The sequence below is a fragment of the Emergencia sp. 1XD21-10 genome (assembly GCF_009936045.1).
In the GTDB taxonomy this organism is placed as follows: Bacteria; Bacillota; Clostridia; order Peptostreptococcales; family Anaerovoracaceae; genus Senimuribacter; species Senimuribacter intestinalis.
The window spans coordinates 1-26,710 of record NZ_QWEQ01000003.1; the positions used below are offsets into that span (position 1 = coordinate 1).

At 43.2% G+C, this 26,710-nt stretch carries 29 protein-coding genes and 1 pseudogene; 3 read left to right on the forward strand and 27 right to left on the reverse strand.

Annotated elements, in window-relative coordinates:
- Window positions 1-462: pseudogene (locus D1151_RS01325) on the forward strand (DDE-type integrase/transposase/recombinase); the annotation flags it as partial.
- 111 nt (window positions 463-573) lie between these two features.
- On the forward strand, window positions 574-1,656 hold the full coding sequence (locus tag D1151_RS01330) for an ISL3 family transposase (RefSeq protein WP_243151142.1): 1,083 nt from the start codon (window positions 574-576) through the stop codon (window positions 1,654-1,656).
- 165 nt (window positions 1,657-1,821) lie between these two features.
- Here the strand turns inward: D1151_RS01330 and D1151_RS01335 are convergent, their stop codons facing one another.
- The 25 genes from D1151_RS01335 to D1151_RS01455 all read right to left on the reverse strand — a co-directional run bounded on the left by D1151_RS01335 (window position 1,822) and on the right by D1151_RS01455 (window position 24,249).
- Window positions 1,822-3,657: an extracellular solute-binding protein gene (locus D1151_RS01335; protein WP_161907668.1), complete on the reverse strand. Its 1,836-nt coding sequence runs from the start codon at window positions 3,655-3,657 to the stop codon at window positions 1,822-1,824.
- Window positions 3,654-4,466, reverse strand: a complete 813-nt coding sequence (locus D1151_RS01340) for an ABC transporter permease (protein ID WP_160201547.1) — start codon at window positions 4,464-4,466, stop codon at window positions 3,654-3,656. Before D1151_RS01340 ends, D1151_RS01335 begins: the two co-directional genes overlap by 4 nt.
- A complete protein-coding gene (locus tag D1151_RS01345; protein ID WP_161907669.1) occupies window positions 4,459-5,532 on the reverse strand; it encodes an ABC transporter ATP-binding protein in 1,074 nt (357 codons plus the stop codon). The genes D1151_RS01340 and D1151_RS01345 overlap by 8 nt, the downstream gene beginning before the upstream one ends.
- A 21-nt stretch (window positions 5,533-5,553) precedes the next feature.
- Complete coding sequence (locus tag D1151_RS01350) at window positions 5,554-6,087, reverse strand: helix-turn-helix domain-containing protein (protein WP_160201545.1); 534 nt, start codon at window positions 6,085-6,087, stop codon at window positions 5,554-5,556.
- A 198-nt stretch (window positions 6,088-6,285) separates the two neighbouring features.
- Window positions 6,286-6,798, reverse strand: a complete 513-nt coding sequence (locus D1151_RS01355; RefSeq protein ID WP_160201544.1) for a CarD family transcriptional regulator — start codon at window positions 6,796-6,798, stop codon at window positions 6,286-6,288.
- Between the two features lie 176 nt (window positions 6,799-6,974).
- Window positions 6,975-7,916: a hypothetical protein gene (locus D1151_RS01360; protein ID WP_161907670.1), complete on the reverse strand. Its 942-nt coding sequence runs from the start codon at window positions 7,914-7,916 to the stop codon at window positions 6,975-6,977.
- A gap of 14 nt (window positions 7,917-7,930) precedes the next feature.
- Window positions 7,931-9,001, reverse strand: a complete 1,071-nt coding sequence (locus D1151_RS01365) for a CobW family GTP-binding protein (protein ID WP_160201542.1) — start codon at window positions 8,999-9,001, stop codon at window positions 7,931-7,933.
- 81 nt (window positions 9,002-9,082) lie between these two features.
- Window positions 9,083-9,394, reverse strand: coding sequence for a hypothetical protein (locus D1151_RS01370; RefSeq protein WP_161907671.1), 312 nt, complete (start codon window positions 9,392-9,394; stop codon window positions 9,083-9,085).
- Between the two features lie 11 nt (window positions 9,395-9,405).
- Window positions 9,406-10,098, reverse strand: coding sequence for an LrgB family protein (locus tag D1151_RS01375; RefSeq protein WP_161907672.1), 693 nt, complete (start codon window positions 10,096-10,098; stop codon window positions 9,406-9,408).
- Window positions 10,091-10,450: a CidA/LrgA family protein gene (locus D1151_RS01380; protein ID WP_160201539.1), complete on the reverse strand. Its 360-nt coding sequence runs from the start codon at window positions 10,448-10,450 to the stop codon at window positions 10,091-10,093. Before D1151_RS01380 ends, D1151_RS01375 begins: the two co-directional genes overlap by 8 nt.
- A gap of 395 nt (window positions 10,451-10,845) precedes the next feature.
- Window positions 10,846-12,207 (reverse strand): FAD-dependent oxidoreductase, encoded by a 1,362-nt coding sequence (locus D1151_RS01385; RefSeq protein ID WP_161907673.1) that lies wholly within the window; start codon window positions 12,205-12,207, stop codon window positions 10,846-10,848.
- 171 nt (window positions 12,208-12,378) lie between these two features.
- A complete protein-coding gene (locus D1151_RS01390) occupies window positions 12,379-13,437 on the reverse strand; it encodes a type IV pilus twitching motility protein PilT (RefSeq protein WP_160201537.1) in 1,059 nt (352 codons plus the stop codon).
- 16 nt (window positions 13,438-13,453) lie between these two features.
- Window positions 13,454-13,885, reverse strand: coding sequence for a hypothetical protein (locus D1151_RS01395; protein ID WP_160201536.1), 432 nt, complete (start codon window positions 13,883-13,885; stop codon window positions 13,454-13,456).
- Window positions 13,885-14,313, reverse strand: a complete 429-nt coding sequence (locus D1151_RS01400; protein ID WP_160201535.1) for a hypothetical protein — start codon at window positions 14,311-14,313, stop codon at window positions 13,885-13,887. The genes D1151_RS01395 and D1151_RS01400 overlap by 1 nt, the downstream gene beginning before the upstream one ends.
- A complete protein-coding gene (locus tag D1151_RS01405; protein ID WP_161907674.1) occupies window positions 14,310-14,801 on the reverse strand; it encodes a DUF4860 domain-containing protein in 492 nt (163 codons plus the stop codon). The genes D1151_RS01400 and D1151_RS01405 overlap by 4 nt, the downstream gene beginning before the upstream one ends.
- Complete coding sequence (locus D1151_RS01410; protein ID WP_160201533.1) at window positions 14,798-15,121, reverse strand: hypothetical protein; 324 nt, start codon at window positions 15,119-15,121, stop codon at window positions 14,798-14,800. The genes D1151_RS01405 and D1151_RS01410 overlap by 4 nt, the downstream gene beginning before the upstream one ends.
- A gap of 15 nt (window positions 15,122-15,136) precedes the next feature.
- Window positions 15,137-16,171, reverse strand: a complete 1,035-nt coding sequence (locus tag D1151_RS01415) for a type II secretion system F family protein (RefSeq protein WP_161907675.1) — start codon at window positions 16,169-16,171, stop codon at window positions 15,137-15,139.
- Window positions 16,172-16,269: 98 nt separating this feature from the next.
- The gene (locus D1151_RS01420; protein WP_251613735.1) at window positions 16,270-17,268 is read right to left on the reverse strand and encodes a transglutaminase family protein; all 999 of its coding nucleotides are present in this window, start codon (window positions 17,266-17,268) and stop codon (window positions 16,270-16,272) included.
- A 432-nt stretch (window positions 17,269-17,700) separates the two neighbouring features.
- Window positions 17,701-18,210, reverse strand: coding sequence for a citrate lyase holo-[acyl-carrier protein] synthase (gene citX, locus D1151_RS01425; RefSeq protein ID WP_160201531.1), 510 nt, complete (start codon window positions 18,208-18,210; stop codon window positions 17,701-17,703).
- A gap of 235 nt (window positions 18,211-18,445) precedes the next feature.
- The gene (locus tag D1151_RS01430; protein WP_160201530.1) at window positions 18,446-19,708 is read right to left on the reverse strand and encodes a TRAP transporter large permease; all 1,263 of its coding nucleotides are present in this window, start codon (window positions 19,706-19,708) and stop codon (window positions 18,446-18,448) included.
- 2 nt (window positions 19,709-19,710) lie between these two features.
- Window positions 19,711-20,208: a TRAP transporter small permease gene (locus tag D1151_RS01435; protein ID WP_160201529.1), complete on the reverse strand. Its 498-nt coding sequence runs from the start codon at window positions 20,206-20,208 to the stop codon at window positions 19,711-19,713.
- 24 nt (window positions 20,209-20,232) lie between these two features.
- Complete coding sequence (locus D1151_RS01440) at window positions 20,233-21,264, reverse strand: TRAP transporter substrate-binding protein (protein ID WP_161907676.1); 1,032 nt, start codon at window positions 21,262-21,264, stop codon at window positions 20,233-20,235.
- A gap of 15 nt (window positions 21,265-21,279) precedes the next feature.
- A complete protein-coding gene (locus tag D1151_RS01445) occupies window positions 21,280-22,137 on the reverse strand; it encodes an SGNH/GDSL hydrolase family protein (protein ID WP_160201527.1) in 858 nt (285 codons plus the stop codon).
- A gap of 13 nt (window positions 22,138-22,150) precedes the next feature.
- Window positions 22,151-22,987: a hypothetical protein gene (locus D1151_RS01450; RefSeq protein WP_160201526.1), complete on the reverse strand. Its 837-nt coding sequence runs from the start codon at window positions 22,985-22,987 to the stop codon at window positions 22,151-22,153.
- A gap of 29 nt (window positions 22,988-23,016) precedes the next feature.
- A complete protein-coding gene (locus D1151_RS01455; RefSeq protein WP_160201525.1) occupies window positions 23,017-24,249 on the reverse strand; it encodes a hypothetical protein in 1,233 nt (410 codons plus the stop codon).
- Between the two features lie 209 nt (window positions 24,250-24,458).
- Between D1151_RS01455 and D1151_RS01460 the strand changes: the two genes are divergently transcribed.
- A complete protein-coding gene (locus D1151_RS01460; protein ID WP_160201524.1) occupies window positions 24,459-25,178 on the forward strand; it encodes a GntR family transcriptional regulator in 720 nt (239 codons plus the stop codon).
- Between the two features lie 215 nt (window positions 25,179-25,393).
- On the opposite strand, the gene D1151_RS01465 is transcribed toward D1151_RS01460, so the two are convergent.
- Complete coding sequence (locus tag D1151_RS01465) at window positions 25,394-26,050, reverse strand: helix-turn-helix domain-containing protein (RefSeq protein ID WP_161880229.1); 657 nt, start codon at window positions 26,048-26,050, stop codon at window positions 25,394-25,396.
- Complete coding sequence (locus D1151_RS01470) at window positions 26,031-26,660, reverse strand: DUF3990 domain-containing protein (RefSeq protein ID WP_160201585.1); 630 nt, start codon at window positions 26,658-26,660, stop codon at window positions 26,031-26,033. The genes D1151_RS01465 and D1151_RS01470 overlap by 20 nt, the downstream gene beginning before the upstream one ends.
- Between the last annotated feature and the right edge of the window lie 50 nt (window positions 26,661-26,710).

Below are 26,710 nucleotides of genomic sequence, written 5' to 3' on the forward strand. Positions count from 1 at the left end.
AATATACAATCATAGATGAAGCTTCCAGACAGCGCTTCCTCTACCCATATAAAGAACAGAGTTCTTATTCTACCGTTAATTTCATAAAGCGCGCTATCCAATTCTTTGGATATACGCCCAAAATGATTCAAACGGATAATGGCGCTGAATTTACTTATCCAAAAGACTACAAAAAACTACATCCGATGGATAAACTCTGTGATGAACTTGGCATTACCCACAAACTGATTCGTCCACGCACACCAAGACACAATGGCAAAGTGGAACGCAGCCATCGACTGAATCAGGAGCGATTCTACAATTACCTGCATTTTCTACTCCTATGAAGATTTAAAAGTGCAGATGCTCCGCTATCTAAAACGTTACAACAACACCCCTAAACCAGTCCTTGGGTGGGCTACACCTTTGGAGAAAAGGTCATCTTTGGAATTGCATTCTTATGATACCATATCGTCAAATTAATGCTCTCTTTTGGGTGTCATATCATTGACAAACCAACAGTCAAAAGAACTGCTATGCACAATTGCAGAAAAAATCCAATTCATTGATGAAACCTGCGTCGTACACATTACTATGCAGCAAAGAATTCACCAGTGCCCAGAATGCAGTACCCATACCTCAAAAGTACATGGCTACAGAATCCAGCGGGTCAAACATATCCCTATCGGTAATCCCCCCGTCATTCTCAGCATTCGTAAAAGACGTCATGTTTGCCCCTGCTGCGGTAAAAAGTTCTTTGAAACAATTCCATTCCTTCCCAAATATCAAAGAACCTCCAACGCATTATGGGCAATGGCACTTTTCGAATTATCAAAAACCGCTTCGATGAAATCTATTGTAGAAAGACTTAACGTCTCCGCTTCAACCACTGCACGTATTTTGGACAAAGTGAATTACCCTTGTACCACCCTGCCATCTGTAATTTCCATCGATGAATTCAAAGGCAACACCGGCGGCAGAAAATTCCAGTGCATCCTAACCAATCCCAAAGAGAAGAAAGTGCTGGATATCCTTCCAAACAGAAAAGGCGATACCTTGTACCAGTACTTTTCGAAGTTTCCAGATCGAAACAACATAAAATACGTTGTCATGGATTTAAGCACACTCTTTAGAAGTCTGGCAAAAACCGCATTTCCAAAAGCAGAAATCGTTGCCGACCGATTCCATGCCCTAAGACTTGCCATTTACGCATTAGAACAAGTTCGCAAAGAAGCCCAAAAGAACTTTCATACAAAACGAAGGAGATACTTCAAACACGCCAGAACACTTCTCATCAAACACAAAGAAAAGCTGGATTCAGAAGAACTCGAACAAGTAGCGAATATGCTCTCACTATCTAAGGAACTGGCACAGGCATACCATTTAAAAGAACTAGCATACGAACTATTTGCTTCCCTTGATGTGTATACCGCCAAGAAAAAGCTACTTGCCTTTAAAATGGCTGTACAGGTTGCAAACCTTGCCCCATTCAATAAAGTTGCTTCTACCTACACACAATGGGAGAAAGAAATACTAAATGCCTTTGATGTACCATTCTCCAACGGATATACCGAAGGCTGCAACAATCGAATCAAAGTCACCAAGAGAGTCGCTTATGGCATGAGAAACTACGAAAGATTTAAGAAAAGAATTCTACATACTATGGTTCAATATTAAACCAAAAGAGACAGCTTTATCACTGCCTCCTCAGTCACTTAAATTTTTTTAGTTTGCGTTCCACCTCAACATTTGACATAGAACCTCAAAACCGCAAACCGGAAGACTCAGGAATTTCTGAGACCTTCTGATCTGCGGTTTTTTCTAAGGCGCAGGGAGGAAATCCTACGACTTAAATTTCTTCCAGTATTTGGTGAACAAATCGTCCGCTTCTGCGCCAAGATTTCTAAGAGACTCACACTGTTTCAGCACTATTTCATCCGGAAACAGGATATCCATCTTGACCGAATCACCCTTAACACTATCTATAACACTGATATTTGGAATTGAGTATGTCAAATAATCGAAGTTTATCATCGCCGTTTCCTTTTCCAGCATAAAATTGATCCAGGCGTGGGCACTATCCCGATTTTTCGCAGCTTTCGGAATCGCCCAGGCATCGGTAAAATACTCACTGCCTTCTTTTGGAACGACATAAGCTAAATTTTCTTTTTCTTCGCGACAATACAAAACTTCACCATTCCAGATGACTGCAATATCCGCAGATCCGCCGAGAATCATATCCCTCGCCGAATCATTGGCATATTTGTATACCAGAGATTTTTGCTCTGTCAGATAAGCTGCTGCTTCAGAAAGTTCCGCCTCGCTGACAGTATTTAACGAATATCCCTTTGCTTTCAACGCAATTCCCATAGTGTCACGCATACTATCAGGCATAACAATTCTGCCCGCATATTCCGTCTTCCAAAGATCATTCCAGGAAGTGATCTCTCCCTCAGGAATTTTATCCGTATCGTATAAAATTCCCAGCGTGCCCCATGTATGAGGAACCGCATATTTATTTCCCGAATCGAAAGACTCCGCAAGCTGCAGATATTTTTTCTCCAAATTAGAGATATTTGGAATCGAAGAATAATCTACTTCTGCAAGCAAATCCTCGCTGATAAGTTTTTCAATCATATAATCGGAAACACAAATCACATCGTAATTAACCGAACCATTTTTTATGACAGGATACATTTCCTCTGCTGTGTCAAAAGTGTCCATGACCACAGATATCCCTGTTTCCTGTTCAAATTCTTTAATGAGCGCAGGATCAATATAATCTCCAAAAGCATAGACATGGACTTCCTTTCCGGTGTTGCCTCCTGTGGAACCGCTGAGATAAAGAGTTCCGCAAAGCAAACAAATCACCAGCGCTGTCAGCACTGCCATAATACGCTTTTTCGTCTTTCCGCCTGCCTTGGCCGACGCAACATTGGAAGTAGTCAAAACCAGCAGCACGGTAACAAAAATAACTGTAGACAGTGCAAAAAGTGTCGGTCTGATTCCTACTTTCACCTGGCTATAAACCAAAGTCGAAATCGTATTAATGCCAGCGCCTCTTGTAAAGTGTGTAATTACAAAATCATCTACAGACATGGTGAACGCCAGCAGAAATCCGCTGACAATGCCCGGTCTAATATCAGGAAGAACGACTTTATAAAACGCATAAAGCGGCGTTGCTCCAAGATCCAGTGCAGCTTCATAAGTATTTCCAGAAATCTGTTTAAATTTTGGCATCACCGACAGAATCACATAAGGAATGCTGAAAGTGATATGCGCAAGCAGTACTGTACCCCAGCTCAGTGAAATACCGAAGGCAATAAATGCCATCATCAGAGAAATACCTGTAACAATATCTGCATTGAGCAGAGGAATATTGTTCAGCGCCATGATTACATTTTCTGAGCGCTTTTTCATCGCCATAATCCCGATACATGCAGCAGTCCCGATGAGGGTTGCTATGGCGGCAGCTGCCAGCGCAATCGTGAATGTGTTCCAGATTGCTTCCATAATCATGGTATTTGACAGCATTTCCTTGTACCATTTCAAAGAAAAGCCCGTCCACAGAGACATAGACTTGCTCTCGTTGAAGGAAAAAAACATCAGGATCAGAATTGGCAGATACAAAAACAGCAGAACGAGGATCAGATAAATGCTTTTTCCAAGTTTTTTCATATCAGCGTCCCCTCCCCATTTTTGTCTAATTTAGAGAGCGCTGCCATGCTGATAACAATAAATACCATCATGACAAGAGACAGGCCCGAGCCCAGATTCCAGTTGGAACTTGTCGTAAATTCCTGCTCGATGATATTTCCAATCAGATTGATTTTCCCTCCGCCCAGCATGTTGGAGATTACAAAAGTGGTCAGGGACGGTACAAACACCATGGTAACACCGCTGGCAATACCCGGAATGCTGAGAGGCAGCAGGATATCTGTCAGTACCTTCCGCTTGGTCGCTCCAAGATCGTAAGCAGCTTCTATAATATGATCATCTATCTTCATCAGTGTATTATAGATCGGCAGTACCATAAAAGGCAGAAAATCATAAACCATTCCCAGTACAATTGCTGCCGGTGTATTGATCAGCGCAAGAGGCGGCAGATGTAAAAGTCCCAGCAGACCGTTGATCAATCCGCCCTTTTCCAGAATTACCTGCCACGCCATCGTTCGTAGTAAAAAGTTCATCCACATCGGCAAGATAAAAATGAACACCATAAAGCCCTGCCGTCCAAGCTTGCTCCCCTTTAAAATCAGCGCCAGCGGAAAAGCGATCACAAAGCAAATCACAGTACTGATTAATGACAGCAAAAGAGACAGTAAAAGCGCCTGCGCATGCTCTGCGCTCAGCATTGCAATCAAATTAGCAAAAGTAAATGTGCCGCTTCTGTCTGTAAAACCATAATAAGCAACAACTGCCAAAGGAATCACAGTACCGCAGATAATCCACAAGAGAAATGGCGCTGCAAAACTTTTTTTAGACATCGATTTCTATCGCCTCCTCTTCCTTGGACTGTGGTTTATGCATAATTTGAATATTTTCCGGAATCACATCCAGACTAACCTTAGTTCCTACCGGATAGCTGGTGGTATTCTGTGCAAGCCAGGTGAATCCGCCTGCTTCAATTTCCATTTCATAGTGTACACCAATGAATACATTGTGAGTCACTTCACCATCTAGCCTGCCTGCACCCGGTTTTCCAATAATCAGATCCTCCGGTCTGATTACAACATCGACTGGCTTATTTCTGCCAAAGCCGTCGTCAATACAAGGAAATACTGTACCACAGATCTTCACATAAAAATCTTCCATCATTGTGCCATCAATAATATTGCTGTCACCGATAAAATCTGCAACGAAAGCATTTTCCGGCTCGTTGTAAATCTCTTCCGGCGTACCCATCTGCTGAATATATCCACCGTTCATTACCACTACTTTATCGCTCATAGTCAGGGCTTCCTCCTGATCGTGAGTAACGTAAATAAAGGTGATGCCAAGTTCATTCTTCAGGCGAATCAACTCATACTGCATATCCTGGCGCAATTTCAAATCCAATGCTCCCAAAGGTTCATCAAGCAAAAGCACCTTCGGTTCATTGACAATAGCTCTTGCCATAGCAATTCTCTGCTGCTGACCGCCGGAAAGCTGATCGATTTTTCGTTTCTCATAGCCGTCCAGATTGACAAGTTTCAGCGCATATTCAACTTTATCTTTAATATACGATTCGCTCTTCCCGCTAATCTTAAGGCCAAAGGCGATATTCTGTCCCACATTCATATGTGGAAAAAGCGCGTACTTCTGAAATACAGTATTCAGATGGCGCTGATTCGGCGGCACATCGGTAATATCCTTTCCTTCAAAGAACACCTGCCCTGCATCAGGCTTTTCAAAACCGCCTACAATACGAAGCGTTGTAGTCTTTCCACATCCAGAAGGTCCCAACAGTGTGATAAACTCGTTCTCATTTACCGTTAAATTGAAGTCATCCAGCACCTGTGTATCTTCAAAAGACTTGTAAATATGCTTTAATTCGATGAGTGATGATGTCATTTAAGTTCCTTTCTTTACATCTTAAAAGCTTGGCGGCGAGCTTACCCATATCAGTTCTGCGCCTGCTTTCGATGAAATATAATGTTTTCTTGCTGGTGTATAATAAAATGAATCGCCGGCCTTTGCCTGATGGATTTTCTTTCCTATATGAATGGTAATCTCACCTTTCAGTACAAATCCAAACTCTTCTCCCTCGTGCGGATTGTCAGGATATGTCTGGCCGCCCGCCTCAAGGCTCAGGCGAATAGGCTCCATAACGTTCTTTTGCGCACTTGGAATAATCCACTCTATTTTATTCTTTAATTCAAGGTCTATTTTCTCAAAATAATCTTCATCTGCAAATACAATCTGTTCATCGCTGTCCTCTGCAAAAAACTCTGAAACAGATACTCCCAGGCACTGCAATATGTCTGAAAGTGTTGCAATAGATGGAGATGTCAAATCTCGTTCCAGCTGAGAAATGAAGCCCTTAGAAAGCTCCGCCCTGTCAGCTAGTTCCTCCTGAGTCAGTCCATTGACAATGCGCAGGGCTTTAATCTTGGAACCAATCTCCATATTCCTACTCCCTTACTGTGTCACAAACATTAAACTTCAAGTTTAGTATTTCTAAACTGTAGTGCAAGATTATTATACTCGTTTTTGATAACATGTCAATAGGTGATTTAACTTTTACAAATTTTTTGTCAAAAAAAATAAATCGGATTTCAAAACAATTTGCATTGTCTGGTATTCCGATCTATTTCTTATATTTACTTACAGCTCCTCATCACCTAGCCTGTTTCGGATATAATCCTGTACATCATCTCTGGAAATTCCCAGCGCTGCTGCGAACTCTCCGAAAAGAAGGTCTTCTGCACGTTTCATAAATTTTTTGTCAATCTGCCCAAGGTGGCGATTCTGAGCAAGTGCATCCAGCTTTTTTTGATGTATGGACTTGGTCAGTTTAAGCAAGTCTATACATTTATGGCTGTCAATGACTGACTGATAATACTTCGTAAGCTGTTGCATGCTACTGTTTTTGTAAATTTCCGTGTGAATCTGCGGAATATTGTCAATCAGATCTTTCGCTTCATCTTCGGAGATTACCGCACGCATAAACACTTTCTGATTATCTACTGGTGCATAAATGACGCCGCTTTGATAAAGAGGCTCCAGCACATAATACAGCCTGTCCTCATCTCCACCGGCAAAATCCGACTTACGAATATCCGATACTTTGCAAACGCCTGTCGTGCCATACATAATCAGGTCATCAATGTTATACATTTCGGCTCACATCTCCTTTCTTCTTCCATTATTTCTATCTCATTTATTATTATAACACGTTTTTGAAAGAAAATGTAAGTTTTTTGTATACAATTCCAAAATATTTTTATCATATCATTTTTTGCACGCAAAAGGGAACGACGATAAATGCGTCTGTTCCCTAAATTCTTGTCAGTTTAAAATTGTGCTACTTCAGGATCGGCTTCTTCTGTCTCTTCCACTTTTGTGCAGTAGAGCACAGGTCCCACCTCACCATAAGTTTCATCTTCTTCTACTTTCACTTTAGCTATAATCGTTACCCAGCCGCCGTGTTCCAGCAAATTTGCTGCATTTTCCCATCTACATACAAGTCCTGCAAACTGAATATCCTCTACACAGCATGTCATCACATGACGACCAAAGACAAATTTGTCGTCCGGCATACCGCCGCCAAGAACGCTGCGACCCTTTACAGTAATCACCTTGCCGTCATACTTGTCCTGCTCCTCGTTGATATCTCTGTACCACTCCGCATAGGCATTGTCTGCAATCTCAATCAGCGGCGCATTGAGGTCAAAAGGCAGAGGATCCGGAATCTGGTCCAGTTCCACATCGTCTTTATCATATTCATAAAGAATCTGGCTCTTTCGGTTAACTCCGCGAACAATTTTATGAAATTCCATCTTGTCAAAGCCTTTTTCGCAGCGGTTGAACACAACCATCTCAGCGCTTTTCAGTTTATCAAAGACCAGCTGCCGCATATTCTGATTATACACAGAAAAAGTCTGCGCATCTGCAAAAAACATTTCCTGATAGGTAATCCACTCCTTCGGCATATTTCTGTAGATCGTGTCCAAACTCCACATGCCGTTATACTCGATGATTACCCGTTCGACCTTATGCTTTTTCTGCAAAGCGCTAAGCGTCTCTTCCGTTAAATCTTCTTCCTCTTCAACCCGTTCAATAAACACGTTGGTTCCGAAAAACTTGACCGGATGATATTCTTCCTCACCCTCTTCACACAGAAGCAGCAAGGTTCTTTCTCCGGCATTGAAGTCATCGCCCTCCAGCGCCTCCTGAATAAACGTGGTTTTACCGCTTTCTAAAAATCCGGTAAACAAATATACTGGTATTTCCATATGCTACTACCTCTTTACAGTCCAAACAACTCTTTAATGCTGTCCTCTTCGATGCCTGCACCAATGACACACAGCATACCTGTTACTGCCGCAGTGCCATATCTAACATCAGGTTCACCCGGCACATAGTCAAAATGTAACCACTTACCGTCTTCTCCCTCTACAATTCCTTTCGCACGAAGCACCTGTCCATACATTGCAAAATTTGTCAAAGCGCTCAGCGCTTCTTCAATCTGCTCTTTTGTAAACTTATGAGATGTTTCCAGTCCAAAACTCTGGAATACTTCATCGGCGTGGTGATGATGGTGGTCATGATGATGTTCATGTTCGTGACAGCCGCAGTCACAATCTTCATCGTGGTGATGATGGTCATGATGTTCATGCTCGTGTGCGTGGTCGTGGCAGCCGCAATCCTCATCGTGATGATGATGACCATGGTCGTGATGTTCATGCGCTTCTTTCTCAAGAGTTGCCAGCTGCGCTGCCAGTGTATTCTTCTGCTCGATCGTTTCCAGAAGCTGCTGTCCTGTAAGCTCTTCCCAGTCTGTTGTTACTACAGGCGCTTTCTCGTTATATTTACGAACAAGCGCTACACAGTCGTCCAGTTTCTTCTGCGCAAGCCCCGCCGTATGGCTGAGAATAACTGCTGCCGCATGTTCAATCTGATTATTATAAAACTCCCCAAAGTTCTGCATGTACATCTTCGCCTTCTTTGCGTCCACAACCGCAACCGCAGCATTTAAGCACAATGCTTCGTTATGCAGATTTGTCACAGCAGTTATCACATCGCTAAGTTTTCCTACACCGGACGGCTCGATGAGAATTCTGTCAGGCGCAAACTCTGCCAGTACCTTTTCTAGTGCCTTTCCAAAATCACCAACGAGGCTGCAGCAGATACAGCCAGAAGTCATCTCATTAATTTCAATTCCTGCATCTTTGAGAAATCCGCCGTCAATCCCGATTTCTCCAAATTCATTTTCGATGAGAACTACTTTCTCATTCTGATACGCTTCTTCAATGAGTTTCTTAATTAGCGTTGTCTTTCCGGCACCTAAAAATCCGGAAAAAATATCTACCTTTGTCATATTATCATCTCTCTCCTGTAAAGTTCTACTTTATAGTATACCACAAATTCCCATAATTCTCACCGGAAATATAGAAATTTTCTATTCTGCGTCATAATACGCTTTGACTCTGCTTTCTACAAGTGCCATAACCTGATCCCAGCCGCCGATACAGATCCAGTCCTGCGCAAGATGTACCTTTACTACCTCATAAAGCCATGTCTTATAGTGTTCTATCGCCGCCTCAAAGTTCAGCCCCTGTTTCTGCAGCTGCTTAACATCAAAGGCAGCAAACTCTACTGTAATTTTACAGCGCTGCCGCGGCACTTCTTTTAACCCCTTTGGAAAGTCCAGCACTGCTACATCTACACTATTAAAAAAGGGAGGGTCCATCCTCAGCTGAATTTCTTTCATTTGATTCTCCTTTACCAAAAACAAGCAAATACACTGGCACCTACCACTGTGACAAGACCCGCCACCGCAATGGAAAGGCTGCTCATAGCACCTTCAATTTCTCCTATTTCTATCGCCTTTGCCGTGCCGACGGCATGAGACGCTGTGCCAAAGCCCACACCCTTTGCGATAGGCTCTTCTATGCGGAACAGTCTGCAAACCGCTTCGCCGAACATATTTCCTAAAATCCCCGTAATGATTATGACGGCTACCGTAATCGTGACATAGCCGCCCAGCGTTTCCGAAACACCCATGCCAATAGCTGTCGTAATAGATTTTGGCAGTAGAGTCACATAAGTTTCGTGGCTGAGGCCAAAGAGGACTGCCATAGCAAGTATGGAGACAAGGCTTGTCAAACAGCCTGCAATAATTCCAGCCATAACTGCTTTCCAGTTCTTTTTCAAAAGACTCATCTGTTCGTACATAGGAATGGCAAGACATACTGTAGCCGGCGTCAGCAAATAACTAATATACTTTGCACCTTCGTAATATGTATCGTAGTCCATATCTAAAAGCAGAAGCGCACCGATAATCAGCACCGTTGCGATCAAAATGGGGTTAAACAGGGGAATTTTCAGCTTTTTCTTTGCAATTTGTCCAATTTCAAAGCAGAGCAGCGTAAGCCCCACGCCGAAGAATACAGACTCAATCAGAATATCATTCATCAGCTTCACCGCCTTTTCGAATCACAAACTGGGTCACTCTGCCGGAGACCGCCATCACTACTACAGTTGAAATGACGGTGATGCAAATAACTGGAATCCACACCGGCTTCAGTACGCCCCAGGATTCCAGAAGCCCTACTGCCGCAGGCACAAACATCAGCGGCATAATCTCTACCATAAACGTTCCGGTCTCTCTGACCGCTTCCAGAGGAATAATCCCACTCAAAAGACATATCAGCATAATTACCAGTCCATAAATGCTGGCAGGTACCGGAAGCGGAAGTAAAAAGTTAAGCATCTCTCCTGCAAAAGAAACTATCATTACAATTAAAACCTGTCGTATATATTTCATTGATTTCCTCGTTTCTATCTAAAATTGCAGCTTGTCCCTCTGCCGCAATTTAATAGTATATCACCTTGCCGAAAAAAAGCAACCGTCTTTCCCTCTTCACATGAAGAAGGAATCTCGACAAGTTTATCAATGGGAAGCTTAACCTAAATTTTGTTTTTATACCAAAAATGTATAAATCTAACGGCAAATCTTAACCTAAAATGAAAAAGTATTAAAAAAGTGTATAAGAGAAACTTGAAACATGGTCGAAACATCCTTGTAAACGAAACATTTGCCAAAGGAATGCAAGTGCTTTATACACTTTTTTAGCTTTTTTAAATTCTCGGTTAAAATTTTGGTGTTCTCTTATACACTTTTTTTTAAAATTTCTATTTTAGGTTAAACTCTTGTTCCTTCTAAATCCTTTTTTTCATATCCATTTGCGCCGGATTATCAATCAATTTTCCATCCCCTGCAAATCTTGAACCGTGGCAAGGGCAATCCCAGGTTTTCTCCGCCGTATTCCATTTCAGCGCACAGCCAAGATGGGTACAGCGAGGTGCAGTTGGCCGCATAAAATTTTTTGTCGTCTCAAAACCGTTTACCAAGAGCTGCGGTCTCAGTATCGTCCGCTGAGGTGAAAACACCCTTCCAATCTCCCGATCCAGTTCTCCGGTCAGGGCCATTGCCGCTGTCATCGCGCCGGTCATCCCCCACTTGTTAAAACCCGTCGCCACCAGCAGCCCGTCCTTTTTTCGACTATAGCTGCCAACGTAAGGAACTTCATCTAACGTCATGCAGTCCTGCGCCGCCCATGCTGCCACTTCCCGGCTGCCCGGATAAAGGCGCTTTGCCTGCTGTCTCAGCTGTTCAAAAGCCGCATGGCTGGTTCCGGTTCTGCCACCTCCTCCGCCTAAAAGTAAATAGTCGTCATAGGTTCTAAAGGATAGATCCAGAGGATTACCCTTTTCACCGCCATTTCCGATATACATGCCGCAGACCTGCTGCATTTCTGCCTTTCCCTCGTCATTCTGTGCTGAAAGCGCTAACACATAGGACCGGCTCTGGTACATCTTCATAAAATACATGCCTCTGCGGTCAATAAACGGAAAGTGGGTTGCGATAATTACCTTATCCGCATGAATCCTTATATCCCGACCCCAGCCATTTATAACAAAAGCCTGCCAGCCAAAACGCTGCTTCTTTACGTCGCTTACAAAACTGTGCTCGTAAATTGCCTGCCCCTTGGCAATCTCTGACGCAAATTTCAGCGGGTGAAACTGGGCCTGCCCCTTCACCTTAACTGCACAGGCTGCCAGCAGCGGTATATCCACATGCTCCGTGTAGGATACTTTTCCGCCAACCTCTGTGATAGCCTCAATCTCAGAAAGTACCGCACCCACATCGTTCATCGTGTAAACGTAGTTATCCTTCTCTTCAAAATCACATGGGATACGCACAGCTAAACGTCTGTACATCTCTATCGCTTTCTCATTTGCCGATAGATATGCTGCGGTCTTTTCCCTGCCAAAACGAGCAAGGCGTTTTCTGTAGGAAAGTCCATGAAAGGCGGTAATCTTTGCCGTCGTATTTTTCGTCACACCGCCTGCGATAGTATCCTTCTCCACCACCGCGTAGTTCGCCCCTTGCTCATTCAAAAAATGACCAATTAAAAGACCGCACATACCGCCGCCAACCACCAGCACATCTACTTTCATATCATGCTCTGCCGTGGGAAATTCCGGCATCTTGATATCTTTTGTCCAGATTGATTCCATTGCAATAACCTCCAAATACCCCTATTGTGCCACCAGTGTGCTTTTTTATAACAATATCTAAAAATTAACAGAATCTCAATAAAAAAGCTGTACAACAATCTAACCTCACTTGTTTGAGACTGTTATACAGCTTTTATTTTATTTTAATACGCAGTCCAAAGTGGTCCTTCCTTATCCCAACCGTCTCTGCATCTGTTCTGCATTGTCCGCATAGATAAGTGCCGTATCCTTACTAATCTCACCATTTTTACAAAGAGTCAAGATAGACTGATCCATGGATAACATACCCTCATTTGCCCCTGCGGCAATTGCGTTGTTAATCTGGTGGCTCTTGTTATCTCGAATCAAACTCTTGATTGCATTATTCATATGCATGATTTCAAAAGCCGGCACCAGATTTCCAGAAGTGCCTGGCAGCAGCTGCTGTGATACGACTGTGCGAAGCACCATGCTCAACTGGGTTCTCACCTGTGCCTGCTGCTCACTTGGGAAAGAATCCACAATTCTGTCGATGGTATTTACAGTTCCTTTCGTGTGCAGCGTTGCAATAATCAAATGCCCTGTTTCCGCTGCGGTCATGGCTGTACGAATCGTCTCGTGGTCACGCATTTCTCCCAGCAAAATCACATCCGGTGCCTGGCGCAGGCAAGCACGAAGTCCGGAAAGATAGTCCTCCGTATCAATAGAAATTTCTCTCTGGCTTACAATGCTCCTGTCATTTCTGTGCAGGTACTCGATGGGATTTTCCATGGTAATGATGTGGCATTCTCTGGTGTGATTGATTCGGTCAATGATACATGCCTGAGTCGTAGATTTCCCGCTTCCTGCAGTACCCGTCACCAGAATCAGCCCGTGACTTGCCTCCGACAGTTCCATCACCTGAGCCGGAATCCCCATTTCTTTCCAATCAGGAATCCCAAAAGCAACCACACGCACGACAGCCGCCATCGAGCCGCGCTGCTGATAGGTATTTACACGAAATCGCGCCAGTCCCGGCACAGAGAAGGAAAAGTCATCATCACCGCAACTCAAAAAATGCTCCATGGGTCTTCCCGCTTTTTCGTAAATCTCTGTGACCAGTTTTGCGCTGGTATCCGGAAGAACTCGCTCTTCACCAATAGGTGTCACGCTTTTGTCCAGTTTCACGCAAACTGGACCGCCTGCCACAATAAAAATATCCGAAGCTCCGCATTCGACTGCTTTACCTAAATAATTCATCAAATCTGCCATAATCAAATCCTCCTGGTCACTCGTTTTCTATGCTGTCTTCAGGTTCCGTGCCGTCCCAAACAGGAAGGTTTTCATCAATCTCCTCATCTCTACTGGTTTCCACTCGCCAATGTTCTATCGTATAATCGGCTCCGTTAAACCGAATCGAAACTTTTAGGTTTTGGTTCTCCGAAATCGGACAGGTATAAGTATATCTGTTTCCCCTAATTGTTACATGCTCCGGCACTTTGCCCTGACGAATCTGCGCCAGTATTTCTTCCGCACGAGAATCCGCTTCATAGTAGTCTGACACAGCCTTTGCCGAAGCCTTACTGAGTCTCTCATCTGCCCGCACCGTGGAAAGACTGAGCAGCGAAAACACAGTCAGGCACAATACTGCAAAGATGACCAAAAGGGATGTTCCCCCTACTGCAGGCGGCGAAAATGATTCTTTGCTGATTTTTCTCATTACTCCACCTCCCGATTCTGCCACGATACCGGCATGCTGAACAGAAGCTCTCCCTCAGCATCATATACTGCAATCTCCGCACTCTGCAAATATGCTATGTCCGTATCCTTATAACTGAGCTGCAAGCGGAATGCTGCCTCCATCTCACCCTTACTATCTTCGAACGGTTTCCATTTTTCATTGTAAAATATCTGGCCGCCTTCCTCTCCTAAGTTTGCGCCCATTTCACGAAAATAGGTCTCTCCATCGCCAGCTTTCATGGACTCCGCTGCATTCTGCACTTCCACGACTGCCCGGTCACGGCAAATGCTTTCCTCAGAAATCTCTTTGGAAGTTGTAAAAGCCTGCAAGCACAAAACTGCCGCAAGGGCAAATACCAGCAGCATAATCATCTGCTCTATCATCACTAGAGGTGCTTTGCTTCTCATGACGCTGCCTCCTCTCCGCTTCGCAGAGTCAAAACCATAACAGTCTCAGCCTCCTGCGTTCCTTCATTTCCGTAGGAAATTTCCAGTCTTCGACCCTTCATAGAGAGGGAAAACTTGGAAATCGGCATAATTTTCTCTCCATCTTCTGGCGCCAGCTGTGCTCCTTCGGCACAAAAAAGTTCCATCAAATAGCCGTCATAACTATAAATTAAAGTTACATAAGTATTTCCTTCAATTTCTTTCGCAAGGGAAAGCGCATTTCCATCCCCAAAATCGGTTACAGAAACACTGTTCATATCATCATTTTGACGCACCTGAGTCGCAATGTACTGTCCGCAAACTCGGCTGTCATACGCAATCCTGTCCTTGGTTGTCAAACCGTTGTATGCATCAGCGCCTGCAAGCAAAGCAATTAGCAGGCATACTGCAAATACACCAAACAGCAATAAGGCGATTAGACCTTCTAAATGATTCTTCTGTATCTTCATTGATCATTCTCCAGTACTGTAATATCCGGCATCAGGTTATCGGCAATCACCATATAGTGCACCGTGTAACGCTCCTCGTCAATTTGAACGCCATAATGTTCCTTCAGGTATTCAAGACTTGGAGGGTATGCTCCTTCAGCAGCATAGCACGCCACACAGTTTCGTCTGATGGCCTCTTGCAGCTGCTCCAAACTTTCTTGATTTCTACCGCTATCCAGGCTATTAAACGCTGTCGCAAAGCACAAAAGCACGCAAACTGCAACGGCCGGAAGCAGCAGTCCCTTTATCAGTCCACTCCATTTGGAAAATTTTCTTTTCATCCTTTGCACCGCCTATTAACCAATTGCTGACATAATATGCATAAGCGGAAGCATTACAGAAAGGAGAATCAGCCCTACCAGAAGTGCACAAACCAGCACCAGTGCAGGTTCTACCTTGCCGACCATCGCTTCAATCGCAAACTCGCTCTCTTCAGATAAATCTGCAGCAATTTTTTCTACGGTTGCGTCCATGGTGCCGCTTTTCTGACCCAGTTCCATCAGTCTGCAGGAAGCCGCCGGAAGCATTCCGCTTTCCTGCATGGCAGCATTCAGGCTCTTTCCCTCATCGATTAGATTTCTGCAAGTTTCGCAGCGCATTTTCGCCCCTGGAACGTCACAAAGCAGTTCCGCAGAAAGTTCCAGCGCTTCCTCTGTCTGAAGTCCGCTGGATACACCCATAGCAAATGCCTGAATCAGCCTGGAAGTATTTAACTGACGAAAGATGCCCTTATCGCCGCGGCTGTTTCTCCATGCGCCGAGAAACTTCTCACGAAAGCTTCCAATCGCTGCAAAAGCCACCAGGAAAATCATCACAGCGGCTAAAAGAATCCATAAAACCGGCATTGCCTTATCAAGCCAGCGTCCCAGCATCAAAAGTCCGCCGCCAACACCGGTGAGTTGTCCGCCTAAAGACGCATATACATCATCAAAAATTGGGAGCACCTTTACCAATAAAATGCCTATTACAATCAGCATTAAAACCAGCATAACTGCAGGATAAAGAAGCGCGCTCTTAATACGCTTATTCAATCTGACGCGGCGCTCATAATATGTAGCCAAGGCCGTCAGCGCTTCCTCGGTACGACCTGCATGCTCGCCCACATCAATCAGCCCGCATACATATGCCGGAAACCTGCCGCTTTCACGAAAACACTCTGAAAGAGATACTCCATCGTCTGCCTTTTGCGCCATACCCTCCAAAATTTCTTTGTAGTCTGCTTCTTCTGACAGCAGCGCCAACGCATCCCCCACGGGAATTCCTGCATGAAACAGCAAAGAAAGTTCAAGGCATAAAGCTGCTATCATCTCATTTGAAAGTATTTGATTCATAATTATTCCGTCCTCGTCTTTCATTCTAAAAAGTTTTAAATGCGCAACAAATCGTTAGGTTGCTTTAACAGCTCCCTAACGATTTATTTCGCAGTTTTTTAATAGAAAAGTTTTGGTGCATAGTTGCTTCCGTCACCGACGTATTTCTTGATAGATTTACTATTCTTAGCAGAGGAAACGAATGTCGGATCCATACGCTGCCATTTAACACCGTCGAAGTAGATAGCACCATCAACCCAGCCTGTATCTTCACTCCATACACTAATCCAGGCATGATATGCACTGCCTGCATATCCTACAACCAGTTTGCACGGAACGCCCTGGCTTCTCAGCATACCAGTCATCAACGCTGCATAGTCGAAGCAGATTCCCTTTTTCTTTTTCAGAACTTTATCTAAATCAGGAAGATAACCGGACTGCACAGTCTTTGCAAGCTTGGTATCATAGGATAAATTCTTTATGACATATTTATAAACTTTTTCCACTTTCTTCAGTGGATCTTTGGTTTTGCCTACGACGCTCTTCGCCTTCTTGACTGTATTAGGCGCATCCTCATAGTTTACATACTGATTCGGACGAATGAACGGTGCAAATTCATCATCAAGAGTTGCCTTGAAGCTTACAGAAAGCACTGTGGAGTACTTATTGTCCGTTACGTTCTCGAATACCGTAACCTTGTAACTTCCGTTGCCATCTGACAGCGGAAATGTAGTCCACTCGTCTACGTTAATGTTATACGTATAAGTTGTAGTCGGACCTGCAACCTGTGTCTTAAGGCGTTTTTTGGTGGAACCGATAAACTTGACCATAACATACCCGTCTTCAACATTAGAATAGTCAATGATTGCACGGTCATCCTGCTTCACGCTGGTTCCAGACGGTTCCGGAGTTAATATATTAGGGATGGAAGGCGCTTTCGCTAAGATTGCCGGTTCATCCGGAATCTCTACATCTTCCGCATCAACAAGTGCAACCTGCTCGATATAAGGAATGTCATCCATAGCTACACTGTCCTCAGAATCCTGCCCGCAAGCCGTGAGTGATGTCAGAACCAATATCAGCGCCAAAAGCAAGGATAGGGTTTTCTTTATATACACAAAATCACCTCCATAAAAATTTGTATCTTTTCTTCTACGGTTAGAAGTATACCACAGAATTTGCGGAATGAAAACCCCTTTTTTGAAAAAAAATATAATCTTTCCGAACTTTCTTCCCAAGAAAACACCACACTTTAATTAAACGTTTATTTTTAGCCATTTATTCTCAATTCAAGTTCGGATATCAATTCGTTTTTTTGGTAAAAAATCCGAAATATCATGTTCAAAAATGGAAATTTTATACCGTTTTCCATTAAATTCCTCTGGTTAGATTTCGTAGTAACACCTTTCATATTCGTGCAAAATCTAACCGATTTGTATGAAATTATCCCATACCATTTTATGTCATACTATCTTTATGCGTGTAAACAAAAAAACAATTCAGCCAGCAAATTCACAGACTGAATTGACATTTTTAGCCTTTCTATTCTACTAAAAAAACTTGCTTAAAATCCGATTAATTTCCGCAAGGAGCAGCTCCATCGGATGGCTTTGACTGCGAGCACAGACCTTCGCAGCTTCACCACAAAGAAGACACCGCCTGCCTGGCATTCCAAGGTTTGACCGTGAAATACTCCCTTTTTCAGATAAAACATCCATATCAAAAATTCTTCCCAAAGGCGTCGTATCTTCGATTTCCACAGTCACCCTTTTCACCTCTTCAGGCTGCATACCTGTTATCATTAGATAGCCTTCTGCGCCGGTCGAAAGAAATTTTTCTTCTCTATATAAAATCTGTTCTGCCGAAATTTTTTCCGCAAGAAGTTCCATTCCCACCTTCAAAGCTTCCCTATAAGCAGGCTTATCTTTTACAGGCCCCGGAATGTTCAAAGTCACCGAAACCAAAACGCCATCATGCTGGTCAAGCAGCATTCTTTGCTTCTGCGCCCGCTTTTCTCGGGAGTCTAAAAGTTCCTGCAAAGTAATCGGATGTTCTGTCATGTCCGTCCTTCTTTCTGCTATTACTGTATTTCCTATGATAAATCAAATACCCCAGTAATTCAACATTTCTTTTTATTGAAAAGTCATTTTGGAGGCTCTCATGCTTTTTCGAAAAATAGAAACACTTTTATTATATCATGTTTTTTCAGCACAACCCAAATAATACTGACACTTTAATTCCATAAGAAAACCCGGTCTGCTTCTCGCAAACCGGGTTTTATCTCAACAAACTATATTATAGCAGCACTGTGGTCAGTACTGGAAATGCAGCAATCAAAATCACCGCCGCAATTACCGTCAAAATATACGGAACCAGCCCTTTTACCACGTCTACATAACTTTCTCCCGTCGTCGAGCAAACAGTAAACAAGTTGACCCCAAAAGGAGGCGTAATATAACCAACTACCAGCGCAATTACAAAGACCAATCCCAAATGGAGCGGATCAAATCCGAGAGCAAGTCCTGTCGGCACGATAATCGGTGCCAAAATAACAACAGAAGCGCTGGTTTCCATCAAAGTACCGATGATAAAAAGCAGAATTAGAAGCACTGCCATGTATAGTACTTTGGTATGTAGCAACGGCACCAAAAATGTCGTAATAGTTGCCGGAATTTTTCCTGCTGCAAGAAGCCAGCCAAATACGTTAGCTGAGCCTACGATCAGTAGTCCCATCGCCGAAACTGTAGCGGATTTTTTCAAAATCTCAAAGAGCTTTTTAAAGGTCATGCTTTTATAACAAATTGAAATCAAAAGACTGTACGCACATGCAATCGCCGCCGCTTCCGTTGCAGTAAAAATGCCTTTATAAATACCGCCAAGTACCAGCACAGGCATAAACAAAGTTCCTGCAGCCTTCCATGTATAGCCAAGCACTTCCCTTGCCGTATACTTTTTATCGCTGACCTCTATTCCCCATCTTCTCGCCATTAAATTGTTTGCTGCAATCAGTGCAACAGCCATGAGTACGCCTGGAACAATTGCTCCTGTAAACATATCCGGCACACTGACTCCCATGGTTGTCCCGTAAATAATCATCACAATGCTCGGCGGAATAACCGGTCCTAAAGCCCCTCCGGCAGCAACCAGCGCCGCAGAAGAATTTTTCGGATATCCTGCGTCAATTAGCGCCGGATACATAATCGCTCCGATAGCCGCAACAGTTGCAGGTCCGGAACCTGTTAGTGCCGCAAAAATCGCACACGCTACAATTGTAACGGTACCTACACCGCCTCTGGTACGTCCGCATACACAGGATGCCCAGTCTACAAGGCGCTGCGACATACTGCTGCCCTCCATAATATATCCTGCCAAAATGAACAATGGACAGGCAAGAATCGGAAAACTGTCAAGACCTCCAAACATTCTCTGTACCATAATGATTAAATCAGCAAAGTCGGTACTCACCAGTGTAATTCCACTGCAAAGCACAAGGGCATAGGCAATCGGCATACCGATTAACATCAAAACTAATAGAGAAATAATTAAAATTGCGCCCATATTTATGCACCCGCCTTTCCGCAAAGCTTTGCGATGCCAGTGGCTGCCCCATCAACACAGTGAAGCAGTGTCAAAATGCTTCCTACCGGAATCGCCCCATAAACCAGACTCATAGGAAGATGTACCGCCGTACTGGTTAATCCTGAGGCAGATGCCGCATAAGTAATGCCATACTTTGTCAAAATAGCTGCAGTCACTCCTGTTAATATGAAAATAATTGTCTCCTGCAGCGCAATCTGCTTTTCACTTTTCAGCCTCTTTTTTAGAAGGTCAATAGCCGCTCCACTGCCCTCTTTTACTGTCACAGCCGTGGCAAGAAGAATCATCCACACAAATACATATCGCATGGTTTCCTCACTCCATGTGAGGGAATTATTTAAGAATCGGCGGAATATCACCTGCAGGGTGCAAACGATGGCAAGATATGCCATCATTACTGCACAAACTGCTTTGCACGCCTCATTTACTACGTTACTGATTTTATTTAATCCCTTTAACATAGTCTCCGTCCTTTCCGGCAGCGCCTACTTTCTCAGTGAATCGACATAGTCCATAGCCTTGTCATAGAGCTCAGCGCCAATTTTATCGCGATAGCTGTCCAAAATCGGCTGCACTGCTTTACGCATTTCCTCTGTATTTACATCACGGTTTACTACTGCGCCAGCTTTTTCAATTTCAGCAAGCTGAGATTCCACAGATTCCATCTGTGCTTTTCTTGAAGCCTCATTAGCCGCTTTTGCTGCTTCAGAAAAAATTTCTTGCTCTTCAGCAGACAATTTATTCCACAAGTCATCACTGGTACACATATACCATGCTGCAAACATGTGATTGGTCATATCGATGTACTTCGCTGCGGTATAAAGCTGCATGGAATAGATGGAAGAAACCGGAAACTCACAGCCGTCTATGGTACCCTGTTGCAAACCTGTAAACACCTCAGCCCCACCCATCGGTGTTGCATTGGCACCAAGGGCATTAAAAGTATCTGTAAACAAATCCATCGGCGGAACTCTCCACTTCATTCCCTTGAAATCAGCCATTGCCTTAATCGTCTTCTTCGTGTTCAGAGACTGGCGGAATCCTCCGTCCAATATACTCATCACCTTCATTCCTTTGCTCTCCAGACCCTGATTCATTTCTGCTGCAATATCACTGTCAATGAAAGCATTTGCCTGTTCATCATCGTCAAAGAGGAACGGCAGTGCATACAGCTGGTGGGCAGGATCGTACCCACTGATTGCCGCGTTTGAAGTAATTCCCATATCTAAAGTGCCCAGGGTCAGTCCTTCTGCAATTTCCACATCATCACCCAAAACACTGTCACCTTGAATATCAAATGTGATTCTTCCTTCTGTCTTTTCTGTCACTAAATCCGCAAATGTTTTGCAGTATATGTAGACAGGATCTTTTTCGTTATTCGGATGCGGAGTTGCAATAGTAATTTCCATCGCTTTTGCTTCACCATCTGAGCCAGCCGGTTCATCAGAACCGCCGCTGCACGCAAAAAGTCCTAAAATCAAAGTAAGGGTCAATATTGCCGCTAATATTTTCTTCATGATTCTTTCCTCTTTTTATCTTTCTCCAAACATGGTTTCCACTGTGTCCAGTAGAACTTTCATAAAATGCTTTGCAAGAAATTCCTGCGCCTCTTTTGTCAAATGCAATCCGTTTTCTGGAATATTCACATCGCCCTCAAAAGCTTTTAAATTCTCCGTTTGGTCGTTCAATACACAGTTTTTCACTTCTGCAATTTCTCTGATAACGCCGTTAAAAACATCCCAGTCATCAATTCTGTAGGTCCATCTTTTATCACGCACTCCTCTTTCCTGCGCAGGAATGTTACACGGAGTTAGGGTGTGGAGAATCACCTGACTGTCGTATTGTTTCACCATATCGATAATGTAATTCATATCTCTTGCAAATTCTCTCGGACTCACATTATTCTTTGTATAGACGTCCCGGTTTCTTCGCATATCGTTAATGCCCATATAAATCGAGCACAAATCCGGCTTATACCTCAGCACCCGGTTATAAAGGTGTGCCATGGTTTGCGGCACAGTCTCGGCAGTTACTGCTGCGTCGATAACTTCAATTTGCGGATAATACCGGCGCAGTAAATCTGTCACTACATTGACATAGCTCAAATATTCCGATGAAAAGGAGCAGCCGATAATCGCAAAGCGAAAATTTTTTTCAGTCAGAACCTTCTCCATTCTCTCTCCATATTCTGACCTTACAGTTTCCGCCATTTCATCTACCTGGAATTTAAGCGCGCTGATAATATCCTCAATTTCTTTTTCGGTATAATCAAAGCCCTTGGCCAGAAGTGGAATATTATCTTCCATCCACATAACCCCCTGGTCGTAGCTTTTAAATCGGATATTGGTATATGCGTCATAATAGTCGCTGACATTTCCAATCTGTTTCACACTTTCACCTCCTTCAAAGCTGTGCCAGCAGCACCTTTATAAAGCCTCTTGCAATGGCAAATTGCGCTTTTTCTGTCAGTAAAACTCCATTCCCATCTAAAACTACAGGTTTTTCTATCTCACGCAAAACAGCTGCAATATCATTGAGTGCACACTGATTTTTTTCTGCAATCTGATAAATCAGTCTGTTCCTAATCTCAATTTCGTCATTACTGATTGTCCAGTTCATATGCGCATATGCATGTTCCGCCGCTTTTTGCTCCACTGGAGGCAAAGTGTTTAAAATCACCTTGCTCCCAGTGTGAAGCATAACCTTAGTGAGGTAGTCCACGTTATCTCTAAACTCTTCTCTGGAGGAAATCGTCTTCACGAAAGCATCTTTACCGCAAAAGGCGTCATTGGTTCCAATCAAAATAGAAGTAACCGTAGGTTCCTGAGACACTGCAAGACCGTAAATGTATTGCAGCGACTGATTAGAGGTATCCCCCGTATTTCCTGCAATAGAAAGCTTTATTTCCGGAAACTCTGCGAAAAGCCGCTTCAGAATATTATAGTAGCTCAAACATTCGCTAGTCATCTGATCTCCAATAAAAACAAAGCTGGCTGGACGATTTTTAAGTTTTTCATAAAGCTTCTCGCCAAACTCCTCTTTCAACAACTCGACTTCGTCTTGTAATATCCGATCCATTTCCGAAAAAATCCTTTCCACTTCTTCCAAAGAATACCCATAGATTTCTGCAATCTTTTCGGCGTCATTGTCCAGCGGCACGCAGTGCCTGTATAGCTTCATTCTCGTATTGGTATAGCTGTTAAAAAAGCTCCCCGTATATCTGGCATCTTCTTTTGCCATATTCTTGGACCTCCTTTTTCTTTGAAATTTTAGTCAAGGGGTGGCATTTCCGGTATCCATTTTTCCTGCAGCAGTACATCCGGATCTCCGTACTTTGCTGCCTCTTTAATTACCTCCGGATCGTCCAAAATCATTAAGCGTCCGTCTTTAATTAAAACTTCCCCATTTACAGTCAGTGTTGGGAAGAACACTTCCATATCTCTGTGTCTATACCACTCATCTTTACCGCCGCCGATTCCAAAGTGCAGTACGCCGGAACGTCTGGTACCGCCAACCCATGCCTGGAAAGTTTCAGAACCCTGATATCGATATTTATAACCCAATCTGAACGCACGAGGATGTACACCGTACATAATTTCTTCTATCCAGTTAATTCCAGGTCCCGGAGATACCCCAAAGGTCGTGCATCTGCCCTCTGCACTGGCATTTTTTCCTTTCTCAAAATCTCTCATCCATTCTTTTGCGACTGCGCCGCCGCCCTCCATTGCTACAATGCGTCCGCCTTTCACGAAGGCTTTCATTTCAGGCACATAACCGGTATGAATAGATGTCGCTACGATTACACCTTCTGCATTGGCGCCATTAGGCTTTGGTTCGTAAGGAATCATGCCTACCTGCTCCGTTCCAAAGGTATTAATCGGATCCTTTCCGTTTTCGTTCTTGATTTCTCCCTTTGTACACATTTTAAAACCTTTTATGGTAATATCTGTTCCCTGCAAATCAGTAATGTGCATAACTGCATGATCCGGGTCACCGCCGATGGCATTTAAAAGATGCTCATGAGCCTTGAAATTCAAATATTTAAGCAAATCGTTCGGATAGGTTGCCCAATCGCTTGTCAGCGCTTCTTTATTAGAAATAGCCACGCTGAGCATTCTCGTATGATATTTGCACCAAAAATCTGTCGGATGCAGTCCGTATTTACTGAATCCTGTGCCGTAAATTCCGTGCATATCGGCATATCCACTTAGATTAATACACAAATCAGCAGCTTTCATTGCCTCTATCAGCACCTCCGGATACGGACCGCAAAGGGTATTGTTGGTGATTTCACTGGAGCAGCAGCCGACTCCTGCCGCCGGAATCGTAATTGCTGTTACATACCCTCCCTCCGATTCGTAAGCAATTCTATATGCATCTACGATTAAAGAATCCGTTGTGGTATCTGCAATCAGCAGCACAGATTCGCCTTCGGTAATAGGGCACGCATTTCTTGCACAGTTCAGCGTGCCTTTCATCATGTCTGAAAGTCTAATTGTCATAATGATCTCCTTCTTCGCTTCTCAGTTTATGTGTTACAATTTTCAAAGAATTTGTAATACAAAGTATATACCACTTCCGAATTCTTGTCAATACATTTTTAATCATTTTTTAATACATTTATAATACACTTCAAAAGAATTGTCTCTTGCATTTTTCTCTTATTTGTATTATAATCGACTATAATAGGACATACTCAGGAGGAAAATTTATGGCTAAAGGGCGTACTACTTTACCCCTATATCTGCAAATCGCAGCTAGGATTAAGAAACATATCGAAGATGAAGAGCTCATGGCAGGTGACCGTCTGCCCTTTGAGAGTTGGTTTATAGAACATTTTAACGTTAGTCGTGTCACAGTCAGAAAGGCTATCGACCATCTCATAGCAGAAGGCGTCATAGAACGTCGTCCTTATCAGGGACTTTATGTATCTCAAAAGGAAATGCAAATGCATTCCGATTCTCCAATTTATTCTTTCGGACTTTCCGACGATGACCCTAATATTACGTCAAAAATCATCTCTTTTGATACACTATCTGCTTCTGATAAGCTGCAACAGATTTTCCAGTACGAACAGGAAGAAAAAACATACTATATCAATATTTTACGATACTATAACGGCAAGCCGTTTACAATTCAGTCTGTTTATCTGAACAAAGAGCTGCTTACGGATCTTGACATTTTTGCTTTAAAAGACAGGCCTCTTTACGAAATCATAGAAAAAGACTACGGACTTAACATCAGCCATCTCAATGTAACCATGTCTATCTCTGTACCTACAGAAGAACAAGCCGAATGGCTCTGCGTATCTCCCCTTGATAATCTTTTGGAGGCGACCGATTCACTGTGTCTTTCCGACAATAGGGTTGTCCGCTATGCGATTTCCCTCTATACCAACGCGATTGACTATAACTATACGGTTTATAAATAAATTTCATTTCACGAAAAAAGCACCTATTGACTACGATAGGTGCTTTCTTATGCTGTGTTTTCATTCCCATAACATTCGGATTTTTTAAGGGAATTAGATGTTTTAAAGGTAAACTGCGAAGGGCCCTCGCTTTAAACTCCTTTATATCAATTTGTTAATCCAATTTGAAATAAGCCAGCCTGTCATTTGCTTTTATCTCAATTTATGTTACACCGTTACTCTTCTGATATAGCAACAGTTTCCAGTAGATCCTCCACTCTGCAGCCCAACGCATTAGCAAGGGAGGCAACCGCCCGTACAGACGCTTTCCCAATCTCCTTCGTGCCAAGTTCATACTGTTGCAGTGTGCGCAGATTAACATCTGACTTTTCGGCAAGTTCTCTTTGTGAGTACCCGCATGTTTTCCTCTGAGCCTGTAGCTTTGTTGTTTGCTTTTTTCGCCGTAATATAGCGTTTACGGTATATAAAAACTTTTCTTCTGCCGCTTCATGGTGCGTGGAGTACATCTTCAGCACCTCAATCATTGAGATATTTGCGTGTATGTCTTTAAACGACTGATCCGTGTACCACTGGTAAAAAGCAAGTATCCAACCACTCCAGTATTCAGCCGATGCGGCGTATTCAATTTGCGCCTCCGGGAAGTTTATAGCAATCCCAGATTTTAAACAGACCTCCATAACAAGTTCGGTTCCTGAAAATCCTGATATAACCTTTGGATTACCTTTGCCAAACTTATCTGCATAACCGCTGGCAATGAACAGTTCCATAAAAGCATCAGCTTTCATTTTGCAGGCGTTTACGGCATAGTCAAAGGCTTCGCCTAAATTGATCATAGCGTCATGCAAATACTGTTCAGTGTAAGCGTGGATCATTTGGCTTTATCTCCTTTCGTATAATATCTCGCATGAAAATCCCATCCAAATCCTCATTTTCCAATTCTTTGTTGTAGGCGTCTCTCGCCTTATTATCTCTCACTTTACGCCTTGCATAATAAAGAGTATTATCCGCAATCTCATAATTAAGAAAACGGATGCTTTCAAATGCTTTTTGAGATTTTAAAACAAACTGCTCACCGAGCTTTCCGAGCTTCATGGCATAACCTAACTGCTTCAGCGATATCTCATTGCTCACAAAAGAGCGGGCAAACGAAAAGTAAGAGTCATCTGCACGATATCCTATAATGACATCATAGGATTGGAACTCCGGAAGAAAATTTTGAATCAAATAGTCTTTTTCTCGTCTTGCAAGAGGGGTTGATAGTCTTGCTTTCCGATGAAGCATCAAAATGGCAAGCCAGTTTAGTATTGTGAAATCATTCGAAGAAAGGTTCAGAATCGCTAAATCAGAGAGATCGATTTCATACCGATTAGCAAAGCCGTCTACATTCTCGCTACAAGCCCATTCTTTAGCAAGCTCAATATGCTCTGTGCAGTAGAAGCCTTTCCCATAATCCTTTACAATTTCGACCTTTCGGCTTCGAATCCCTGACTCTGATTTCCACGAAAAAAGCGCGCCTGCGGCGCGCTTTTATA

Excerpts from the sequence above, each read along its gene's own strand:
- D1151_RS01330 (WP_243151142.1), top strand. The coding sequence starts at position 574 with ATGCAGCAAAGAATTCACCAGTGCCCAGAATGCAGTACCCATACCTCA.
- D1151_RS01335 (WP_161907668.1), bottom strand. The coding sequence starts at position 3,657 with ATGAAAAAACTTGGAAAAAGCATTTATCTGATCCTCGTTCTGCTGTTT.
- D1151_RS01340 (WP_160201547.1), bottom strand. The coding sequence starts at position 4,466 with ATGTCTAAAAAAAGTTTTGCAGCGCCATTTCTCTTGTGGATTATCTGC.
- D1151_RS01345 (WP_161907669.1), bottom strand. The coding sequence starts at position 5,532 with ATGACATCATCACTCATCGAATTAAAGCATATTTACAAGTCTTTTGAA.
- D1151_RS01350 (WP_160201545.1), bottom strand. The coding sequence starts at position 6,087 with ATGGAGATTGGTTCCAAGATTAAAGCCCTGCGCATTGTCAATGGACTG.
- D1151_RS01355 (WP_160201544.1), bottom strand. The coding sequence starts at position 6,798 with ATGTATAACATTGATGACCTGATTATGTATGGCACGACAGGCGTTTGC.
- D1151_RS01360 (WP_161907670.1), bottom strand. The coding sequence starts at position 7,916 with ATGGAAATACCAGTATATTTGTTTACCGGATTTTTAGAAAGCGGTAAA.
- D1151_RS01365 (WP_160201542.1), bottom strand. The coding sequence starts at position 9,001 with ATGACAAAGGTAGATATTTTTTCCGGATTTTTAGGTGCCGGAAAGACA.
- D1151_RS01370 (WP_161907671.1), bottom strand. The coding sequence starts at position 9,394 with ATGAAAGAAATTCAGCTGAGGATGGACCCTCCCTTTTTTAATAGTGTA.
- D1151_RS01375 (WP_161907672.1), bottom strand. The coding sequence starts at position 10,098 with ATGAATGATATTCTGATTGAGTCTGTATTCTTCGGCGTGGGGCTTACG.
- D1151_RS01380 (WP_160201539.1), bottom strand. The coding sequence starts at position 10,450 with ATGAAATATATACGACAGGTTTTAATTGTAATGATAGTTTCTTTTGCA.
- D1151_RS01385 (WP_161907673.1), bottom strand. The coding sequence starts at position 12,207 with ATGGAATCAATCTGGACAAAAGATATCAAGATGCCGGAATTTCCCACG.
- D1151_RS01390 (WP_160201537.1), bottom strand. The coding sequence starts at position 13,437 with ATGGCAGATTTGATGAATTATTTAGGTAAAGCAGTCGAATGCGGAGCT.
- D1151_RS01395 (WP_160201536.1), bottom strand. The coding sequence starts at position 13,885 with ATGAGAAAAATCAGCAAAGAATCATTTTCGCCGCCTGCAGTAGGGGGA.
- D1151_RS01400 (WP_160201535.1), bottom strand. The coding sequence starts at position 14,313 with ATGAGAAGCAAAGCACCTCTAGTGATGATAGAGCAGATGATTATGCTG.
- D1151_RS01405 (WP_161907674.1), bottom strand. The coding sequence starts at position 14,801 with ATGAAGATACAGAAGAATCATTTAGAAGGTCTAATCGCCTTATTGCTG.
- D1151_RS01410 (WP_160201533.1), bottom strand. The coding sequence starts at position 15,121 with ATGAAAAGAAAATTTTCCAAATGGAGTGGACTGATAAAGGGACTGCTG.
- D1151_RS01415 (WP_161907675.1), bottom strand. The coding sequence starts at position 16,171 with ATGAATCAAATACTTTCAAATGAGATGATAGCAGCTTTATGCCTTGAA.
- citX (WP_160201531.1), bottom strand. The coding sequence starts at position 18,210 with ATGACAGAACATCCGATTACTTTGCAGGAACTTTTAGACTCCCGAGAA.
- D1151_RS01430 (WP_160201530.1), bottom strand. The coding sequence starts at position 19,708 with ATGGGCGCAATTTTAATTATTTCTCTATTAGTTTTGATGTTAATCGGT.
- D1151_RS01435 (WP_160201529.1), bottom strand. The coding sequence starts at position 20,208 with ATGTTAAAGGGATTAAATAAAATCAGTAACGTAGTAAATGAGGCGTGC.
- D1151_RS01440 (WP_161907676.1), bottom strand. The coding sequence starts at position 21,264 with ATGAAGAAAATATTAGCGGCAATATTGACCCTTACTTTGATTTTAGGA.
- D1151_RS01450 (WP_160201526.1), bottom strand. The coding sequence starts at position 22,987 with ATGGCAAAAGAAGATGCCAGATATACGGGGAGCTTTTTTAACAGCTAT.
- D1151_RS01455 (WP_160201525.1), bottom strand. The coding sequence starts at position 24,249 with ATGACAATTAGACTTTCAGACATGATGAAAGGCACGCTGAACTGTGCA.
- D1151_RS01460 (WP_160201524.1), top strand. The coding sequence starts at position 24,459 with ATGGCTAAAGGGCGTACTACTTTACCCCTATATCTGCAAATCGCAGCT.
- D1151_RS01465 (WP_161880229.1), bottom strand. The coding sequence starts at position 26,050 with ATGATCCACGCTTACACTGAACAGTATTTGCATGACGCTATGATCAAT.